The sequence below is a fragment of the Limnospira sp. PMC 1279.21 genome (assembly GCF_032349615.1).
In the GTDB taxonomy this organism is placed as follows: domain Bacteria; phylum Cyanobacteriota; class Cyanobacteriia; order Cyanobacteriales; family Microcoleaceae; genus Limnospira; species Limnospira fusiformis.
Genome location: NZ_JARPLU010000039.1, coordinates 13,327 through 33,543 on the forward strand (window position 1 = coordinate 13,327; position 20,217 = coordinate 33,543).

17 protein-coding genes are annotated in these 20,217 nt (G+C 45.1%); 8 read left to right on the plus strand and 9 right to left on the minus strand.

Going from position 1 to position 20,217, the window contains the following annotated elements; all coding sequences use genetic code 11:
- Positions 1-128 precede the first annotated feature (128 nt).
- The 3 genes from cbiM to P5683_RS08330 all read right to left on the minus strand — a co-directional run bounded on the left by cbiM (position 129) and on the right by P5683_RS08330 (position 2,327).
- A complete protein-coding gene (gene cbiM / locus P5683_RS08320; protein WP_046320161.1) occupies positions 129-773 on the minus strand; it encodes a cobalt transporter CbiM in 645 nt (214 codons plus the stop codon).
- Positions 774-806: 33 nt separating this feature from the next.
- Positions 807-1,322 carry a hypothetical protein gene (locus P5683_RS08325; RefSeq protein WP_006621438.1) on the minus strand — a complete coding sequence of 172 codons (516 nt, stop codon included), beginning with the start codon at positions 1,320-1,322 and terminating at the stop codon, positions 807-809.
- Between the two features lie 63 nt (positions 1,323-1,385).
- The gene (locus P5683_RS08330; RefSeq protein ID WP_035759844.1) at positions 1,386-2,327 is read right to left on the minus strand and encodes a hypothetical protein; all 942 of its coding nucleotides are present in this window, start codon (positions 2,325-2,327) and stop codon (positions 1,386-1,388) included.
- 450 nt (positions 2,328-2,777) lie between these two features.
- On the opposite strand from P5683_RS08330, the gene P5683_RS08335 reads away from it, so the two are divergent.
- Together P5683_RS08335 and P5683_RS08340 are read left to right on the plus strand one after the other, a co-directional pair.
- Positions 2,778-3,212 (plus strand): bacterioferritin, encoded by a 435-nt coding sequence (locus tag P5683_RS08335; protein ID WP_006621436.1) that lies wholly within the window; start codon positions 2,778-2,780, stop codon positions 3,210-3,212.
- A 178-nt stretch (positions 3,213-3,390) separates the two neighbouring features.
- Positions 3,391-4,422 carry a C39 family peptidase gene (locus P5683_RS08340; protein ID WP_006621435.1) on the plus strand — a complete coding sequence of 344 codons (1,032 nt, stop codon included), beginning with the start codon at positions 3,391-3,393 and terminating at the stop codon, positions 4,420-4,422.
- A gap of 173 nt (positions 4,423-4,595) precedes the next feature.
- On the opposite strand, the gene P5683_RS08345 is transcribed toward P5683_RS08340, so the two are convergent.
- Positions 4,596-5,789, minus strand: a complete 1,194-nt coding sequence (locus tag P5683_RS08345) for a COP23 domain-containing protein (protein ID WP_006621434.1) — start codon at positions 5,787-5,789, stop codon at positions 4,596-4,598.
- Between the two features lie 402 nt (positions 5,790-6,191).
- Between P5683_RS08345 and P5683_RS08350 the strand changes: the two genes are divergently transcribed.
- Positions 6,192-6,710 carry a phycobilisome protein gene (locus P5683_RS08350; protein ID WP_006621433.1) on the plus strand — a complete coding sequence of 173 codons (519 nt, stop codon included), beginning with the start codon at positions 6,192-6,194 and terminating at the stop codon, positions 6,708-6,710.
- Between the two features lie 58 nt (positions 6,711-6,768).
- Complete coding sequence (locus P5683_RS08355) at positions 6,769-7,563, plus strand: phycobilisome rod-core linker polypeptide (protein WP_006621432.1); 795 nt, start codon at positions 6,769-6,771, stop codon at positions 7,561-7,563.
- Between the two features lie 57 nt (positions 7,564-7,620).
- Here P5683_RS08355 and cphA read toward each other — a convergent pair whose 3' ends face one another.
- The 4 genes from cphA to P5683_RS08375 form a co-directional block, all read right to left on the minus strand.
- Positions 7,621-10,308, minus strand: coding sequence for a cyanophycin synthetase (gene cphA / locus P5683_RS08360; RefSeq protein WP_006669096.1), 2,688 nt, complete (start codon positions 10,306-10,308; stop codon positions 7,621-7,623).
- A 132-nt stretch (positions 10,309-10,440) separates the two neighbouring features.
- Positions 10,441-11,298: a cyanophycinase gene (locus P5683_RS08365; RefSeq protein WP_006621430.1), complete on the minus strand. Its 858-nt coding sequence runs from the start codon at positions 11,296-11,298 to the stop codon at positions 10,441-10,443.
- Between the two features lie 27 nt (positions 11,299-11,325).
- Positions 11,326-11,487, minus strand: coding sequence for a hypothetical protein (locus tag P5683_RS08370; protein ID WP_008057267.1), 162 nt, complete (start codon positions 11,485-11,487; stop codon positions 11,326-11,328).
- A gap of 405 nt (positions 11,488-11,892) precedes the next feature.
- Positions 11,893-12,045, minus strand: coding sequence for a hypothetical protein (locus tag P5683_RS08375; protein WP_006669095.1), 153 nt, complete (start codon positions 12,043-12,045; stop codon positions 11,893-11,895).
- Between the two features lie 246 nt (positions 12,046-12,291).
- Here P5683_RS08375 and trmD point away from each other — a divergent pair, with 246 nt between their 5' ends.
- Together trmD and P5683_RS08385 are read left to right on the plus strand one after the other, a co-directional pair.
- Positions 12,292-12,990, plus strand: coding sequence for a tRNA (guanosine(37)-N1)-methyltransferase TrmD (gene trmD / locus P5683_RS08380; protein WP_006621428.1), 699 nt, complete (start codon positions 12,292-12,294; stop codon positions 12,988-12,990).
- A 56-nt stretch (positions 12,991-13,046) separates the two neighbouring features.
- Complete coding sequence (locus P5683_RS08385; RefSeq protein WP_006621427.1) at positions 13,047-13,400, plus strand: hypothetical protein; 354 nt, start codon at positions 13,047-13,049, stop codon at positions 13,398-13,400.
- A gap of 9 nt (positions 13,401-13,409) precedes the next feature.
- On the opposite strand, the gene P5683_RS08390 is transcribed toward P5683_RS08385, so the two are convergent.
- Complete coding sequence (locus P5683_RS08390; RefSeq protein ID WP_006621426.1) at positions 13,410-14,828, minus strand: glutaredoxin family protein; 1,419 nt, start codon at positions 14,826-14,828, stop codon at positions 13,410-13,412.
- Between the two features lie 376 nt (positions 14,829-15,204).
- On the opposite strand from P5683_RS08390, the gene P5683_RS08395 reads away from it, so the two are divergent.
- Complete coding sequence (locus P5683_RS08395; RefSeq protein ID WP_111892552.1) at positions 15,205-16,968, plus strand: alpha-amylase family glycosyl hydrolase; 1,764 nt, start codon at positions 15,205-15,207, stop codon at positions 16,966-16,968.
- A gap of 111 nt (positions 16,969-17,079) precedes the next feature.
- The gene (locus P5683_RS08400) at positions 17,080-19,149 is read left to right on the plus strand and encodes a cation:proton antiporter (RefSeq protein WP_006621422.1); all 2,070 of its coding nucleotides are present in this window, start codon (positions 17,080-17,082) and stop codon (positions 19,147-19,149) included.
- Positions 19,150-20,217: the final 1,068 nt, after the last annotated feature.

Consider the following 20,217-nt stretch of genomic DNA (forward strand, 5'->3'; position numbering starts at 1 on the left):
GGGATTTAGGGTGAGGGAAATGTATTAAGGGACTGAGGGATTTAGGGTGAGGGAAATGTATTAAGCGACTGAGGGATTTAGGGTGAGGGAAATGTATTAAGCGACTGGTAAACAAGTTATAATAGGGGTTATTGGGTTAATAATTCTGGCTTGACTCTATTCAGAAAATTAACCACCATGGCGGTAAATACTCCCTCAATAAACATCAGGGGAATATGGGCGATAATTAGGGCGATAATGGCAGCTTTTTCGGCTTCACTTTCCAGGGTCGAGGGAAGATTGGTAATCAGGATGGTCAAAAATAAGATGGTTGACAAACCTACACTAGACGCACCTGCTACAAACCCGAATAAATTTAGGCTGATGGTAGGTTTAAAACGCTGACTAAATCGATGTCTACTTTGAAAAATTAGGGCGGCTATTATAGCTGGAATTCCCATAATTATGGCATTAATTCCCAGGGTGGTTAATCCCCCATGTCCGAATATAATCGCCTGGAATATTAAGCCGATTAAAATAGCCGGAAAAGCATAATATCCTAAAATCGCCCCCAGTAGACCATTTAAGATTAGATGAACACTGGCGGGAGGGATGGGGATATGTATGGAGGAAGCGACGAAAAAGGCGGCGGTTAAAAGGGAGGCTTTGGGAATGTTGGCGGTGGGGTTGGCTTGTCGGTTGATTTGACGCAGAGAATACCAGGTTAATAAACCGGTGATTCCATAACCAGCTAAACAAGTTTGCGCGGGAATAATCCCCTCGGAAATGTGCATGATTTAATGATATTTGTCAGGTTTGATGGTGGGTTAGTTTTCGGATTCTTGAGAGGTTATAGGGGGGCTGTTGTCTCCCGTCTCATCAGAGGGTTTTAATCGGGTAAAAAATAGGGCGGTGCCGATAAATCCCCAAATTACGGCGGCGGCGGCTACCCATTTCTGTACGGGGTTTGATGCGGAATTGGAAGCGATCGCATTTTCGCTGCTGTGAGATACCTGTTCCCCTGGGGGACTCACGGGAATGGCAATTAACGCCCCATGTCCTGCTTGACGGACGGTGGCTTCCCACAAACCGCTATTATCGTGGTCGGGAATGAAGACAAAGTGACCATTTTCGTCGGTGTTTCCGGTCATCCAAGGGGTAGTGGGGTCTTGGGGGGTGTAAATTCTCACCTCGGCGTTAGCCATGGGTGTCCCGGTGTCGTAGGTGGCATTAATTTTTATGGCTGAGGTGGTTTGAGATTGGACTATGACCCCATGGGCGATCGCTGATTCCGGTATGGCGATCGTCCAAAATAGTAGGGATATACAAAGTTTCCAGTTCATGAAATCCTCCTGATTATTCAACAATAAGTAATTGATAATTTACCCTAATTCCGTGGGAGTTTATCAATCTCTTTGCATCTGCTTTTCGGCGCAGTGACCCTCACCCACATGGGCTAAATTCGGTAAAATTTCCATGATTCTCTGATAGTCCTCGGTCGCTAGTTGTTCTCTGAGTGTATCTAAATTGGCATCTACACCCTCGGAAGTGGCGATCGCTGCTAGGGGTTCAAAACCTAATGCACGAGTATTAATCGCCGCCTCCGCTTCCGCTTCTCGGTCTCCAAATAAGTGATCAAAATGAAAGGTGGCTTCTAGGTTGGCGCGACTCCCTGGCTGCAAAATACCTTTGCGTTTTTCTCCCACATAATCACCACAAGTAAACGCCATTTCTTGATTAAATCTCAGGTTAAATGGTACAGTTAGACCATCTTTTGAGGCTGTCCCCACTAGCATTAATGAATAACCCGCAGCCATACCATCTACCGCCGGAACCATTTGCCACGAAATCGCATTATAGCGCCCCGGTGGTGCGGGGACTTGATTAACTAAAATCGTTTCTGCACTCTGGTCACCTCCTGCTAAATCCACGGTTTTAAATTCTACTAAACTGATGATTTGTTGGGCTAGGGGTTCTACTCCCGCGTGGGGATTATAGGGGATTAAAGTTTGATAGGCTTGGGCATTGGCAAAGGTTATATAAACATGATTAAATGACAATTGCCAACCATCTTTACTCACCCAACCTTCCCGGAGCAAATCTTCTCCATTGGCGCGAAATTCCATAGTCCCAATTTCCGCCGACCCTGGCTGTATAGCAGTGGTTTCGGAGGGAGGGGTTTCTGATGTTTGACTCTGTAGGTTATCGGTGTCAGCACAAGCACATAATGCGATCATACTCAACAATAATATATTGCCTAATCTGCCCAACTGTTTGTTCATATTACACCAATGGTCGGGTTTGCCACCAACATTATACCTAAAACCACTCAGATTTTCCATAATCATAAATTGTCTGATTTGACAATGCCCTTGGGGGGCATATTTATCAATTCTGTGATTCTTAATTATTGCCCCCAATATCACATTATCTTACTAGGGGGGGTAAATTTCTGGTTTGGTTGAGGCTTGCCAGATATTTAAGGTTCAATAATTCTCGATTAACGCGCCCATATTTCCGGGATTTATGAAAGTTTGACAATTCCCATAAACCGGACTGCTTAACCACTCCGACCCTGATTAAATTTTTCGATTTACCCCTTGACAAATTTCGTTTTTCATGGTATAAATTAAGCTGAATATCCCTAATGCCATCTCAACCTACTAGCAGCAAATGTTAACTCGTGCCATAATGTCCTATAATCGTTATGGTAATCATGGGGGTTGGGGAAGTTATCAAACCCAGTCCCTTTCAGGGCCGAAGGATGTCAAGCGGGATTCACAGACTAATAGAAAATTATGAGAGACCTTGACCAGGACAAAACCATTGAGCTACTTAACTCCATCATGGAATTTGAGTTAGCTGGGGTGGTTCGATACACTCACTATTCCTTAATGGTGACCGGACCCAATCGTTTACCCATTGTGCAGTTTTTTCAAGCTCAAGCTACCGAGTCCCTCACCCATGCTCAACAAGCGGGGGAAATTCTCACAGGATTAGAAGGACATCCCAGCCAAAAAATTGCTCCCATTGAGGAAACTTATCAGCATTCGGTACAGGATTTATTGGCGGAAAGTTTCAACCATGAGAAAAAAGCTCTATCTTTGTATAAAGAACTACTGGAAACCGTAGAAAATGCCAGTATTTACCTAGAAGAGTATGCTCGCACTATGATTGGTCAGGAAGAACTACACAGCATCGAAATTCGCAAGATGTTACGCGATTATAGCTGAGGTTATGTCGGCCCGGTGAAACTATAGCAATTAATAGCCTAGGCGGTCTAATTCCTCTCAACCACCTAGGCTGAACTATGATCAAGACTCTGGGAAAGATTTTGATGTTATGATTAATTTGAGCTAGACCCAAAAGATGGCCATAACCCTACTATCCCATTTGAGATAAATACCCACGATGAAACTCCAGGATATCGTCAATACAGATAAACGTTACGATGTCAAAGATATCGCCACAGATGAAGAACTCACCCGTCAGATTCAAAATATTTTGGTGAGTTTGAACTTACTTGATCCCCCTGTCGATGGCATTTATGGCCCCAAGTCAAATGCGGCTATGCACCGTTTTCAAGCGTTGTTAGAATGTCGGGAAAGCGGTTTTTTGGGAACTATCACCGCCCAAAAATTACTGAACACGAAACCAGAGGATATTCGCACAGATATACCCATCCTGAAAATCACTAGGGATACAATTCTGAAGCTGAGACCCGTTGATTCTGCTCAATTAAGTGAATCGGAAAAACAAGGTGCTAAAGCTGGGCAAGAATTTCAGTTATTAGCCTTTGAACCAGACCGAAATCACATCAGAGTTGCTCTCAGAAGTGAAACTTTTAAACAGCATTCAATCTGGTATATTTTTGATAAACACGGGGAAATATATCAGGGGAAAAAGTTAGTTTATCCCAAGTTATTACCAGCGGAAGTGAGATTGCGGAACTTTCCCTATTTTTCTCAACTCGATAACTGGTTTAATCCTACGGGATCATGTAATGTTACCTCGATCGCTATGTGTCTCAGCTATTATCAGGCTCGTCGTCGGGTTAGTTATGGTCAATTTGAAGATGAGTTATATGAATATGCTCTCAATAAGGGCTATAGCCGCCACAGTCCCCAAGATTTAGCCAAAATTGTCCGAGAGTATGGCTGTAAAGACTACTTCACCACTAACGCGACTATTGATGATGTGAAAGAATGGTTGGCGGAAGGAAAACCTACGGTAATTCATGGTTATTTTACCTCCTTTGGTCACATCATGCCAGTAGTAGGTTATAATAGCTCTGGGTTCATAGTTCACGACCCCTATGGCGAATGGTTCTCTAGTGGATATCGTACTGATTTAAGTGGCGCATATCTAACCTATTCTTACTCTTTAATCCGGCGGCTGTGCCTCCCTGACGGCAATTTTTGGGTTCACTTTATTGCCCCATAATTTTAGGGATACAGCTTGTTCACCAGTCGCTTAATACATTGCCCTCACCCTAAATCTGGATCCCAGAGAGGGAGAGGGACTTTGAGAGGTGATCAGATGATTTCTGAACAGGCTGTAATTGAAGCACAAAATATCACTAGAAATTCCGGTTTTCTGTGCCTCGGTCTTCACGACTACCAAATTGGTCCACCAGAAGGGGGATTATTTCCTGGGGTGACAGGAGTAGATGGGGTAGCGGGAGTAGATGGGGTAGCGGGAGTAGATGTGCCTTCTACTGGGGTGGCTTCCAGAAAATTGTTAAAGTCAATATACACGCCGCTGTCGTCTTCGCTTTCAAATAGGGGACTACTGGCTCCGGCACGAACATTAAAAAGCTGTTGTACAGTAGTCACAGGGTCTGAGCCGGGTTTGAGAGTGAATAAAACGCGATCGCCTGAACAGGGAATGGCATTGTCACTAGCCACACATACGACATTTTGGCGATTAACTATGCCGTGGGTAATGTAATTTAACCAACCCAAACTGTAAAAGTTTTGGAACCGCGCGGAAACTTCCCGACAGCGTTGTTCAGAGGTATAGCCGGAACCACTGAAATAGTCCGAATACCATTTAATCACAGGAACCCTTCCTCTGGGTGTGACTGCATAGGTGGTAGGTAAACCGTCTGGCCCTTGTTCACAGATAAACTGAGTTCTGGAAACTGGGGGAGGGTTGACCATAGCCTGGTTAGAGGAATTATCATTAGTTGGTATCGGCTGAGTTGTTTCCTGGGGGGGGTTTGTGCTTTGGATTCCTAGGGGAATGAGTCCGGGGGGTAACAAAACTCGATCAATCACTACAATTACACTATCATTAGGACCGGGAATTGGTAACTGATCAGCGTTAGCCTCGTTAAGCATTAGTTTTTGGTCTCTGGGGTTGCCACTAATGCGAACAGTGTTCCCTTGCCGAGTCGTGATTTCCCCGGATTCTACCTGCTGCTGGGTGATGCGACCAGCGACAACGTGATAGTTTAAAATCTCTCGCAGCATTCCCTGATTTTCTGGCCGGAAAAGGCGATCGCGCATTTCACGGGGCAGATTAGCAAAAGCTGCGTCTGTTGGCGCTAAAATGGTGTAAGTTTCCCCCTGGAGTTGTTGGCTCAAACCGGTGTCTTGTAAGGCTTTCCCCAGTGTCCTCAATCTGTCCTGTTTACCTATAACCTCTGCTAACCCTAAATCGTCTTCTGACTCGTAGTAGGAAGACATGGGGTTAAAAAAGCTATAGAAGGGATAATACTGAGCTAGACTGGGTGCGACACTATGCAGAGCCAGAATGCCTAACGCTGCTGTGCCTACAGACCAATGTTTAAGACTGGTAATATTCATAGTTTTTCTCCGAACACTTTTCACATAGAAAGGCAAGTCGAGCCTATCACTACTGACGACCTCACCAGCAATTATCTATTTCCTAATGGCTGTACCAACCCTGACGCATGATCGCCGCCCCTCTGTTCCATTGTGGCACATTCCCATCATTCCCATTCTAGCCAACTAAATCACTAAATAGGTAATCCCACTCAATATTTACCCTGAATCAGTGGCGATGTACCAGTGGCGATCGCTTCTCCGCACTTGACAAAACTGCCAAAATGTGCATCATTTATCCATAATGTCGAATTGCTGAGTTTTGTTGATTTTTGTCTGGGGTCAGCATCACACTTCTAAAAAGACAGTATACAATAGTAAGTGTACAGTCAATAGCCGATTCAGAGTGAGAGGATAACAAAAATGCCGACAATTAATTTGGCATGGGAAGAGTTAATGATCCAGGCAGATGGGCGTTATCTAAGCGACGCAGAACTAAAACCTTTTCATCAATATATTCAAACCCTGCCGGCGCGGACAAAAACCTATGAAATTCTGCGGGCGAAATCACCGGAACTTATCAAGATTGCCTTGAAAAAGTTTATGCTAATTCACCCGGAAGTAATGCAGCAACACTCCAAGCGCTGTATTTACGATATGAACATGGCGATTTGCTTAATGTCGGTGGCTATGTTACGGGATGACCCCCGCTATTTTCGGGAATCTTTGATGCTGTGGTTAGCTAATATTCTGTCTGCCTATCAGAAAAACGTCGCCTGTCTAAAAGCCTATCACTGCTTGGAAGAAACCATGCAGGAGAAACTTCCCAGCACTTGCAATCAACTACTGAAACCTTACATGGATATCATTATGGAAGTCTTAGACATTCCACCTAAGTTGATGGCAACAGTACAACGGGGCGCGGCGAGTGCTAAAGGTTAGTTAGTATTTTTTGGATGTGATTTTTGGATGCGATTAAAGCATAATAGGAGCGGAAACTATGCCCTTACATGAAACCATCACGACTACCCATAATGCGTCCGTTGAAGAGCGCACATTTGTTCTCAGTAAAATCTATCAGCAAGTCTTAGAACGTCAGCCCTACGAATCGGAACGCAAGCAATTATGGGATTTAGAAAGAGACTTCAAAAAAGGTAAACTAGGAATCCGCCACTTCCTGAAAAGTTTAGTAGTGCGACCTGTTTATTTAGAACATTTCTACGAAAATAGTTCTAACCTGAAGTTTATCGAAAATGCCTGTAAGCATTTTTTAGGGCGCACACCCCACGGAGATGAGGAAATCCACCATTGGGATAATATTCTGCTGCGACATGGTGTAGGCGCACTGGTTTCGGATATGGTGGACTCAGAGGAATATCGTAAATGCTTCGGCTATTTTACTGTTCCCTACTGGCGTGAACAGGCTTTGTATCAGTCGGCGACTGAATACTTAGAAAATGAGCGCCTCGGACATGAACACCCCGGACAGCGCGGCTGGGGTATTCCGAATCACTATCAACAAAAGCTACATATTAACTCTGATAGTGAGAGTGAGGTAGCGAAAACTGAACCAACGCCGCCACAGGAAGACCCGCAACCATCTCCAACGGCGCTGGGAATGATGAACGAAACGGAGGCGGAAAAAATTATGGAGTGTATTCAGACAATTTCTAAAATTCTGTTTGACAACCGCATTCCCGAACAGCGAATATCTCGCAAACGTATGGAAAATGCGATTCGACAACAGGTGTTAGAGTTTATGACTCCAGAAGATGCCGTTTTACTCGGTGAATAGTAGGGTAGTAGGGTGCGTCACCTGACGCACCGCCGGTGGATACCCCGGAGCTCCCTGTTAACTGATTTCGGCATTAGCGACGCTCAAATTAGCGCCTTCTGGGTTGGTATCGAGGATGGGATTACGCGCTTTAATTAAAGCGATCGCCCGATTAACACTCTCAGGTAAAATCACCACCAGAGCCTCCTTGGGAGCCTGGTCTAGGGCGAGATTAATGGCATCTGTCTCATTAAGGATCGTCTCATGCTTAACCCGAGGATCGGGAACCGGTGAAAGGACTTCTTCAATACCCTGAGTAATCAGAACGGCTGCATCTCCGCGAGGTCGTCCTCGGGTATCATCATCTTCCTTAACAATAATCCGGTCAAACATCTTAGCGGACAATTTACCCAGAGTCACAAAATCTTCATCACGGCGATCGCCTGGACCTCCTACCACCCCAATCCGAGGCCCCGGCCAGTTATTGACAAACCCAGACAAGGCTTCATAACTAGCGGGATTATGGGCATAATCGATCAAAGCATGATAACTGCCCATATTAAAGAGATTCATGCGTCCAGGAGTCTGGTCAGCCGACGCAATGAAAGTAGCCAAGGCGGTGCGAATATGCTCAATTTTCACCCCTTGAGCAAAAGCGGCGGCGCAAGCAGCCAAAGCATTAGCAATCATAAACGGAGCCATACCGCCCATAGTGAGGGGAACATTTACCGCCTGTTCAATTCGCAGCGTCCAATCACCCTTGAGAATTGACAGATAGCCATTTTCATAGACGGCGGCCAATCCTCCGGCTTCCGTATGGCGCAGAATAATCTCATTATCGGGATTCATGGAGAAATAAGCCACTTGAGCCTTCACCCGTTCCGACATGGCAGCCACTAGGGGATCATCAGCATTAAGGATAGCATAACCGCGATCGCTAACTGCCTCAGCCACCACACTTTTGACCTTAGCCATTTGTTCAATGGTATCGATATCTCCTAAACCCAGGTGATCAGCAGCGACATTGAGGACGACACCGATATCACAGGTATCAAAACCCAGACCCGATCGCAAAATTCCCCCCCGCGCCGATTCCAGGACGGCGACTTCTACGGTGGGGTCACAGAGGATCAGGTGAGCGCTTTGGGGTCCCGTATTATCCCCCGGTTCAGCCATATAATCGCCGATATAAGTGCCATCGGTGGTGGTATAACCAACTACTTTACCCGTCTGCTTCATAATGTGGGCTAACAGACGAGTGGTGGTAGTTTTGCCATTAGTCCCCGTGACGGAAAGAATGGGAATCCGACTAGGGGAAGACCCAGGGAATAGCATATCCATCACCGCCCCGGCCACATTACGCGGTAGGCCTTCACTGGGGGCGACGTGCATTCTAAATCCTGGGGCGGCGTTGACTTCCACAACCACCCCATCCACCTCCCGCAGGGGTTTAGAAATATCTGGGGTAACTACATCAATTCCGGCCACATCTAGGCCAATAATTTTGGCAACCCGAGCAAATAGCCAGATATTTTCTGGGTGGACTTCATCAGTGCGATCGATAGCACTGCCCCCCGTACTGAGGTTAGCCGTAGCCCGCAAAAAGCAAACTTCCCCCTTTGGTAGGACTGAATCGATAGTATATCCGGCTTCCTCAATCATAGAAAGCACAGTTTGATCAACCACAATTCTGGTGAGGACGTTATCATGTCCATCTCCCCGGCGAGGGTCTTTGTTAGTTTCCTCGATTAATTCCTCAATGGTGGATTTACCATTACCAACCACATGGGCGGGGACTCTTTCCGAAACTGCTACCACCCGACCATTGACGACTAAAACCCGATGATCTCGACCTTTGTAGAATCGCTCAATAATCACACTACGGGTTTTTGAGGCTTCACTGGCTGCATCATAGGCTGTCTGAGCCGTTTCCCAACGAGTCACATCTAGGGTAATACCTCTGCCATGGTTGCCATCTAGGGGTTTAATAGCAATGGGATAGCCCCCCACATCCTCGATCGCATCACTGAGGTCTTCAAAGTAACGAATTACCGTCCCCCGTGGTACAGGAATCCCCGCATCCCGCAGCACTTGTTTAGTGCCTTCCTTATCGCAGGCCAGTTCCACCCCCAAAATACCAGTGCTACTGGTGAGGGTAGCTTGGATGCGCTTTTGATTGACACCATAACCAAACTGGATCATAAAGCGAGCGTTTAGTTGCATCCAGGGGATGTGGCGAAATTCCGCTTCTTTGATGATCGCTTCCGTACTCGGACCGAGGGACCCTTGGGCTTTTAATTCCTTGAGATCTTCGAGGTCTTGAGTGAGTTCTTCAGCCGGATAACTGCCAGTTTCGGCAATACTCTGACACAGACGCACCGCCGCCCGCCCTGCATATCGGCCCGCCTGTTCATTTTCGTATTCATAGACCACCTGAAACACTCCCGCCGTGGAGGTTTCCCGCGTCCGACCAAACCCCACAGGCATTCCGGCTAGTTGTTGCAGTTCCAGCGCCACGTGCTCAATAATATGACCCATTAATGTTCCCCGTTCCACCCGACTGAGAAAGCCACCCCGCACTCCCGGAGAACAACAATGCTCTACTAAACTAGGCAAAACGGAGGTTAAACCTTGATAAAATCCGGGAATATCTGAGGAGTAGCGTTCTGATAATTCTTCTAGGTCAAGACGCATTACGATCAGCTTGTGTCGTCTGATACTCCAGTAGTTAGGACCTCTGAGAGTTTGGATTCTAAGAATTTTCATATCTGTCTCGGTGGGTGATCCAGGAATTATTTTGGTGACAAGTCTCTGTGTTATTCAATGTCAAACTTCAAAGACCTCAAAACTGTTCAATGCGAACAGTTTTGCGACCTGAATATGATACAGCAATCCGAACTATAAGCTGGCTGCTGCTGGGAAGGCGGTGTGGGTTCGCATATTATAACTGTCACCGTGGCAGAGAATATTGACCCGCAGGTTAAATAAGCTCAGTGGGTCCGTAGCCCCCGCCTGGGCTACATTGGTATAGGATAGATCTTTAGCATCTATTATGGTCACGGTTCCCTTACCAATTACCCGCACTCGCCCTTCTCCTTCAAACATGGCGCAGGTGTCTTCATCAATGCCAATCCCCATTTTATCGGGATGGGCGGCGATCGCACTAATTAGACGAGAGAAGCGGTTGCGATTATGAAAATGTTGGTCTACGATCAAATCCGGTAGAATATCCAGCCCGGTAGCCATATCCACTAGCGATCGATTAGGAGATTCCCCACTACCCCCCCCAGCGATCATGTGATGGCTCATCACCGCCGCCCCGGCACTGGTTCCCGCCAGGGCTATTTTACCCGCCCTAGCTGCTACCCGAATTTTCTCCATTAGCGGCGTATCTGCCAACAAACTGTACAGCCTTAACTGATCTCCTCCCGTCATAAACACCCCTGTACAATCCTCTAAATAATCGTGCCATTGTGGATCTTCACAGTGATGACGTTCCCGAATATCAAATACTTTCAGGGTCTTCGCTCCCATATTCTCAAAAATTTTTTGGTAGCGTTCTCCTTGAATACTCGGTTCTCTGGAGGCTGAGGGAATAATTGCCAGTTGGGCATTTTCCCCCCCAGCACGACTGAAAAAGGTTTGCAGAATCTCACGTCCATGAATCTTATCTTCGGCTCCTCCAATGACTAAAATTGAGGTTTGAGTTTTTGGATTAATCATTTGTTCAAGGGCTTGAGATGTCAACTGCTGCATATTGTTCTCCTCATGATAGGCATGAATTCAACTTAGCGGGCTTCTTTGGCGGACTCCAGATTCTGCACCACCACCCTTTTCCGGGTCTGGTTTGACTTCACTGCCTTCTGACATAAATTTGGCATAAAAGGGGACAGCAAAACTTTGTGTCTTGTGAAGTTGCCCTCCTCGGTTGTAGGTGAGTGACACTAACCATCGCCCTAACCAGAGGATATTTACCCAATTTGACCAAGAATCTGGCTAGTTTCCCAATGGGTTATGGTTCTTTCTCGATTCACCCCATCACCTGCCCGGATTCCCGAATCTCTTGACTTAGAGATGCTCGAACTTAACATTTGCTTAATAGCCAATTTAACTTAAATCCTGTCAGGGAACCCGGATAAATTTGGACTTGAAGGTGATCACACCAGATTCTATTTGCTTGGCAGACCCTCGCTTAATCTCCTTTTGCCGGAAATGCACACAGATGCTGCCAGGAAAAATTACCAAATTAGCGCAAATATTAGCATTTTAGTATATTTTGATACGGATTTAAACAATTCTTTAGACCCACCAGACCCACCGGACTTTCCCAGATTTTCGGGATCGAGGGTGTTACACCAAGCCCCGCTGCCCGATTTTATAACAAGGAGTCTGTTCTTGTTCACGGATCACATCTGTTTTTATCTTTTTGGTTGGTTGCCAGTAAGGCTCAAGTTGTCTAATGGCTGTGGCTAAAAGTATGACGCGCCCATCTTTTTCAGCCATAGTCGGTACCAATTTGCTACAATGCTTCTATCAGCTCCCAGCAAGCGACCGATTGAGAGTAAAAGTCAGGCATTGCCCGAGCCTGCTAACTCTGGGAACGGTTGGCATCAGTCAGTCGTCAGATCTACTGGTTTTGCTGCCTGTCGAGGTATCTCTCAGGAGCAATTCTGGGAAACAAGCACCTACCATAGCAGGTACGGTGGCTGGAGGGTTAATCATACAGTTACTGGCTTGGTTTGAGGTTCCGTGCGATTTGACATTATTACTCTGTTCCCTGAATTTTTCTCTAGCCCCCTACAGTCAGGACTTCTAGCTAAAGCAATAGCTCGCCAGATCGCGGCGGTCTACTGCACTAATCCTAGGGATTTTGCCCTGGACAAGCACCGAAGAGTCGATGATGAACCATACGGCGGCGGGGTGGGAATGGTCTTGAAACCTGAGCCGATTTTTGCGGCAGTTGAGTCCCTTCCCTCTCTTCCCCGACGAGAGGTGATTATGTTGACCCCCCAGGGGGAAACTATGCACCAGGGACTATTTCGCGATTTGGCTACTGGTTATGACCAACTGGTTTTGATTTGTGGACACTACGAAGGCATCGATGAGCGGGTCATGCACCTGGTGACTCGCGAGGTGTCTTTGGGTGATTTCGTCCTAACTGGGGGCGAAATTCCAGCCCTGGCTTTGATTAATGGTGTGGTGCGCCTGCGACCGGGTACTGTGGGTAAGGTTGAATCCCTCAAGGCGGAGAGTTTTGAGGATGGACTACTAGACTATCCCCACTATACCCGCCCGGCTGAGTTTCGGGGAATGCGTGTCCCTGATGTTTTGCTCTCTGGTAATCATGCTGATATTCAACAATGGCGACGAGAACAACAACTTCAACGCACACAACAGCGCCGTCCTGACCTGTTATCGGGTCTGGAACTTCCTAAGCCGGAAAATTGAACTGACAAAACCCCTAACCCTCTCTTAAAGGCGATCGCAACTATCTGTGAAATCCCATGAATCACTCACCTGAGCAATATATTACCGCCATCGATCGCGCTTTGAGTCAGGATAATTTCCATCAAGCCGCAGATTTAGCCTGCGAAGCGTTTAAGTCTTATCCTAACTCGGACAAAATTAAACGATATATGCAGCTTTTTGGACCGAAAACCTTGGAGTTTCACCGCTTACCACCTAACCCTGAGATGTCTTTGAATTTTAACTGGGTTGTCCAAAACCGCCAGGGCTACCGAGGTAGATGGGTAGCCCTCAAAGGCGGGAATTTGGTGAGTGATGCAGCCTCCCTAGATGAGTTAAAACAAAAACTGGGCGATCGCGTTAAGTTTTTGTTCTGTACGGTGGTATATTGACGGGTGGCTCTATCCTAAGACCAGTAATTCGGGTTTAGCAATCATCACTAATCCAAAGAATACCATAAAGGCTCCCGCAAATAGTTTCAGTAATCGCCCTTTTTCTTCGGTTAGACGATAGGATGAAAAAGAGTAAATAAAACTGATGAGAATCCCCAATAGCGGCAGAATATAGACTACAGCATAAAAAGCCGTCCAGAGACTATAACACAGTAAAACATTGGTCTGACAATAGTTGACTAGGGTTGCCATATATACAGTGGGTAAAATGGCTGTACATCCTAACTCTACTAGGTTGACGAAAATTGCTAATAAAACTGTAGCCAATAAGGCGGCGGCAAATTTTCGGCGATCGCTTTTAGCTGATTGTAATTGGTTGACGATGTTTCGGGCTTTTTTGGTAATCTCAATTTGCTGTTCTTGGGATAAAGACAGAGACACAGATTTTTTGAACCAAAAGAAGTCTTTAATGTTAATTAAACCAGCAATGGTGATCACAGCACCCAATATAATCATCACTATTTGACCATATCTATCGATGAAAATTGAGCCCACTAATACCATAGCCATGATAAACACAAAATACATGACTCCTGATGTCACCACAAAGGTGGAACCTACTATCGCCATATCTCGCCTACTTTTAGTATAGGTCAGCAGGGATAATAGGATAATTAACACTGTAAAAGCACAGGGGTTAAAGCCGTCTGCTAAGGCGATGATAAATACAAATAGGGGAAAGGGTAAAGCCGCAGCAAATCCTCTAATTACTGCATCTGGGGTAAATGCGATCGCCAAAAATAGACTAACCATAATTACACCGGTTAGCCCCCCCAACCATAATCTCTTCGTTTCGACTGGTTTATCTTTAATGCTGAAAATTGGGTAGGTGACTACATAAGCTAGGGGTAAAAATGATAAAACCCAGACAGGTATACCTTGTGGTGGAGGCGTTGTAGTGGGTGTCGGCTGTACATTAACCGTTTGACCGGGAATGATCACAGCAGTTCCTAACTCGGCTTGAATAGCATTAATAATTTGGTTCTGATAGCCTATATAAGCCTGATAGGATGGGATAAATTCCAACTCTCCTGGGTCTGGAGAAAAACCGATAAAGGATTTATCACCAATTATAGTTCGGGGAACCGCGCGACTACTGATGTTATTCTCATCAAGAAATTCTTGGAATTTTTCCGGCTGGTTGTCAACATCAACCATGGTTAGGCTGATATTGTCATTCGCTTCGACTACGGGGAGTAAAAAGGCTTTTTGTTGACGACAATAGGGACAGTTTTCGCTGGTAAAAAATAACACATCTACGGAAGTCCCATCATTGGCGGATATCGCTCCGGCTGTTACGGTTAGTATTCCCAGTAATAGGGAGAAACAGAAGATGAGAGTTGGACGCAACCAGTTTTTCCTCAACATAAGACTTAGCCTGTTAATTGATCAATGCTTCAAATGGCGATCGCTCCTCAAGTGGCGGACGCTTCAACCAAAATTGCTGATCCCCCTAGACGATTATGGAAAAATCGGTTATGCTTAAAAGCTGGGGATAGTTAGCCTACTACAAACGGTAGCATGATCAGGCCAAAGCATCTACTAAGAACTTGACGCAAATTTGCACTGACTGTTCTCTGCATTTACTATAACTTAATTTACTGTTAAAATGCTAAATTTTAACCTTTCTTAACCTAGGCGCAATTCTCAATATCCTCAGCCCCAGGAGAATTAAGTTGATATTTAATCATCTACTGTATACTGGCTAATTGCTCTCAACAATCGAATCCACAGAGGAAACAATATGAAACCCACGCGATCGACTTATAGTGATTATCAATATTTTTGTATGCGCCTCCAGCCCTTGCTAGAAATCGCTTACGAACCCGCCACAATTCCGAGTATTTTAGACCGTCTATTTGCCGTAATTGGCGAAAATTTATATATTCCCACTGGCTATGAAAACCCCAACAAATGGACAGAAAACAACGTGACATTAATCACCTATGGGGATAGTATTTACAGCCGTCATACTGACCGAAAACCCCTAGAAGTTTTGGCAAAATTCTTAGGAGAAAACCTGAAAGATACCATCACCGGTGTGCATATTTTACCCTTTTTTCCCTATACGTCCGATGATGGATTTGCGGTCAGTGACTATTTAAGCGTTAATCCTCAACTCGGAGACTGGGAAGATATCAAAACCATTGCTCGTCAATTTAACTTAATGGTAGATGTAGTGCTTAATCATGTTTCCAGTAAGCACGATTGGTTCCAACAATTCCAAGCCGGGAAAAAACCAGGCTGTGATTATTTTATAGTGGTTGAACCGGGCAAAAACCTATCAGAAGTTGTCAGACCCCGCAACAGTCCAGTATTAGTCAAAGTAGAGACTGTTGATGGAGAAAAGCACGTTTGGGCGACTTTTAGCGAAGATCAGATTGATGTTAATTTTGCCAATCCTGATGTCTTAATTGAGTTTTTAAAAATCATCAGATTTTATATAGTCAGCGCCAAAGCCAGATATATTCGCCTAGATGCCGTGGGTTTTCTGTGGAAAGAAATCGGCACATCTTGCATTCATTTACCCCCAACCCATGCGATTATTAAACTACTGCGGGAACTGGTAAATATGATAGATCCAGAAGTAGCTGTGATTACGGAAACTAACGTACCAAACCGGGAAAATCTGAGCTATTTTGGCAATCGAAATGAGGCGCACATGATTTATAACTTCAGCTTGCCGCCACTGTTGTTAAATGCGATGCTTCAGGGTAAATCAGACCATCTCAGAACCTGGATGATGAGTATGCCACCGGCACCCCTAGGCTGTGCTTATTTTAATTTTACGGCTTCCCATGATGGCATTGGTTTACGTCCCGCCGAGGGTTTACTTTCCGATGAGGAATATCAAAGCCTGTTGACGACTATGGAGAAATTTGGCGGTAAAATTAGCATGAGGAAAAAGCCAGATGGTAGTGAGAGTCCCTATGAAATTAATATTTCCTTATTTGATGCGATGAAAGGCACAGTTAAGGGAGAGGATACCTGGCAAATTCAGCGATTTATTTGTTCCCAAACTCTGATGATGTCTTTAGAAGGGATTCCCGCATTTTATATTCATAGTTTATTGGCTACTCCCAATGATTATGAAAGGTTACAACAGACGGGAATGAATCGGTCAATCAATCGCTATAAGTGGCAGATTGAGGATTTACAAAAGGATTTAGAGGACCCCCATTCTCCTCGATCGCTTGTATTCCGCGAAATCTGTCGGCGCATTAAAATCCGTCGCCAACAGGGTGCTTTTCATCCTAACGCTACTCAATACACCCTACAATTGAAGCGATCGCTATTTGGGTTTTGGCGACAAAGTATGACCAGAGACCAAAGCATTTTCTGTATCTTTAATTTGACCGATAAACCCCAACAACTGAATTTAAGAGATGTCAACCTGATCTGTATCGATCCTTGGTTAGATTTAATCAGTGGGGAGATTATTACCGACATTTACTCTAAATACATATTACAACCCTATCAAGCGGTGTGGATTACTAACAAATTCTAGCAGAGGTTGATGATAGTTGGCGATCGCTCACAATTTTGAGAGTTAATGGTGCAATCTGTGATAACCTAACAAAACCCACCTAAAACCCGCCTAACTTGCTTAACAGTTGATATGGAACAATTTCTCAACCTGATTCCAGAGAGTCCCATAGTCCCATTTACAATTCTGATCCTAGTCAGTTTAACCATTCCTCCCATTTTCGAGCGTCTTCGACTCCCCGGTTTGGTGGGTTTATTATTTGCGGGAGTAGTATTAGGACCCAACGGAATGCAAGTTTTGTCTCCTGACTCCGAAATTATGAAATTTCTTTCGGATATCGGCAAAATTTACCTGATGTTTGTCGCGGGTTTAGAAATTGACCTAGAAGAGTTTAGACGCAAACGAAATAGATCCCTATCTTTTGGGTTGATGACCTTTGCTTTTCCATTAACCGTAGGAACTGCAATTGGTTTATCAGTTGGCTACAGTCTAAACGCATCAATTTTGATTGGTTCTCTACTAGCTTCCCATACCCTATTAGGTTATCCTATTGTAGCACGATTAGGAGTAGTTGCCAATGAATCAGTAGTCGTCACTATTGGAGCCACTATTTTTACTGATATTGCCGCTTTATTGGTGCTGGCTATTTGTATTTCCATTCATGGGGGAGATTTTTCGGCGACTTCCATAATTGTACAATTAGCAGCTTTAGGGATTTATACTGCTATAGTTCTGTTTGGTTTAGATTGGGCTGGAAAAGAATATTTTAGGCGTACAGGGAATGAAGAAAGTAATCAGTTTCTGTTTGTCATGCTGGCAGTTTTTTTGGTCTCTGTAGGCTCACAAATTATCAATGTTGATCAAATTGTCGGTGCATTTTTAGCAGGTTTGGCGGTTAATGATGTGATCGGTCATAGTCCGGTAGAGGAAAAAGTGGAGTTTGTAGGTAGTACCCTATTTATTCCCTTTTTCTTTGTGGGGATGGGATTACTCATTGATGTTCCGGCTTTTATTCAAAGTTTAACAACTGGTATTGGCTTAACTTTAGCTATTGTTTTAGGCTTACTAGGTAGTAAGTTAATGGCTGCTACTGGGATGAAATTACTGTTTCGTTATAACTGGAACGAAACGATGACTATGTGGGCTTTATCCGTTCCCCAGGTGGCTGCTACCCTCGCCGCTGCCTTAGCCTCTGTGCGGGTAGGGTTGATATCTGAGCAAGTCTTTAATACGGTGATTGTGCTAATGTTGGTCACTTCAGTTTTGGGACCAATATTAACCGCTCGTTTTGGGAGTCGATTATCTATCCCTAAACCTAATTTACAAGCACCCAATGAGGCTTGGATACCTCAAAAAAAATCAGAAATAGGCTTAGAAAATCCCGGGAATAAATTTACAGTTATTGTGGCTGTATCTAACCCTATGTCGGTGCGGTATTTAGTGGAAATGGCGGGTTTATTGGCGCGTCATGAGTCGGGTTTAGTGGTCCCGATCACAATTACCCAAGCTCATCTACAAATGGATGAACCTCAGTTAGATGTTACCTTGCGTCAGAGCGATCGCCTTTTGGAAAAAGCCGCACAAGTGGCTCAGGAGTTTGGTGTCAAAACTGAAACAAGACTCCGCATTGATGATGATATTGCTGAAGGAATTAGCCGCACCGCTAGGGAATTTGACGCGAGTTTAATTGTGATTGGTTGGAATTATAACACTAGCTTACGAGCCAGACTTTTGGGGAACTTGATTGATAATGTATTTTGGTCTTCCCATTGTCCGGTAGCGGTCTTAAAGCTATTGGAAGCACCTATTGACATTCATCGGATTTTGGTTCCGGTTAAAAATATCACCCCCCAGGCGATTAGAACTATTCGGTTTGCTCAACTGTTTGCTGATAGTAACCAAGCTGAGGTAATGTTATTGCAAGTTTGCGATCGCCGCACTTCTAGGGAACAGGTGAATGAGTTGGAGTCGGAATTATCCACAATTCTAGCATCAGGACCCCAGGTCAAATCTGATATTCAGGTCTTAGTCCATGACAATGTATCTGATGCGCTTCTGAAAGCCTCTCAGTCCTTTGATTTGGTGGTATTGCGATCGATGCGTCGTCGCACCGCTGGGGGTCTGGCTGTAAGTGATGTCACCACGGAAATGATTAAGAGTTTGACCTGTTCCTTTATCCTATTTGGTGAACCACACTCTTGATTTTTGGCGAGGAACCTGCTACAATGACTCTCAGGTGTGCGAGACGTTCAGGTATGAAATAAGGTTGAGATGCCTAAAATAACTACTTGGTAGGGACTTCAACCCCTAGGTTGGATATAAGGAGCGCACTCCTGACCATCCCTATAACTTTTTATATGTCCCGACGCTTGGAGAAATCTAAGCAAGGCAGGGAACTCAAGGTCATAAACAAACTGAGAAATCAGGGAGTAGAGAGTAAAGGCGATAGCCACCCCCAATTTCAGGATACACGATTCTGGGATTGAAGCGGGGAACGGAAGGCGTGAAGTAGAACCTACTACCAAATGCGACCACTGCCAACCATCCATGATTAGGGAAACCGAATGTCCGGCTTGAACCATCGTAAATACAGAGTAGCGAAATAGGTTGACACGCTGCGATCAAAAGAGTAAGGAGAAAAAGTAGGAGGTTACCATTACTACCTACACAGACCTTTAAAAGTACCCCGGTGGAAAGGACAAATCTAACGATAGAATGCCCGTATAAATGGAACGTTGTAACCCCTCTAAGACTCAGCCCACAACAAGGCAGTAGTGATAAGTGTAAACGCAAGGTGTGAGACGTTCGGGTATTAAATAGGGCTGAAATGCCATAAATCACTAGCCGGTGAGGATTCCAGCCCCGAGTTTGGATATAAGGAAACCTCTCCTGATAATCCTCATAACTGTTTATATGTCCCGACGCTTAGCGAACTAAGCAAGGCAGGGAACCCAAGGTCCTAAGCGAACTGAGAAATCACAGAGCAGAGGGTAACGGCGATAGCCACCCCTAGTTTTAGGACTCACAACCCTAGGACTAAAGCGGGGAACGGAAGGCTCCGAGGTGTAACCTAATACCGGAATCGAGACCACTGCCAACCATCCATGATTAAGGAAACTGAATGTCCGGCTTGAACCATCGTAATACACTAGCAGCGAAATAGGTGGACACGCTGCGCCCAAAAGGGCAAGGGGAAAAGTTGGGAGTCCTTGCGACTCTAAGTACAGGACAAAAGTTGTAGAGCCTGGTGAAACCGCCCTGAAAACAAAT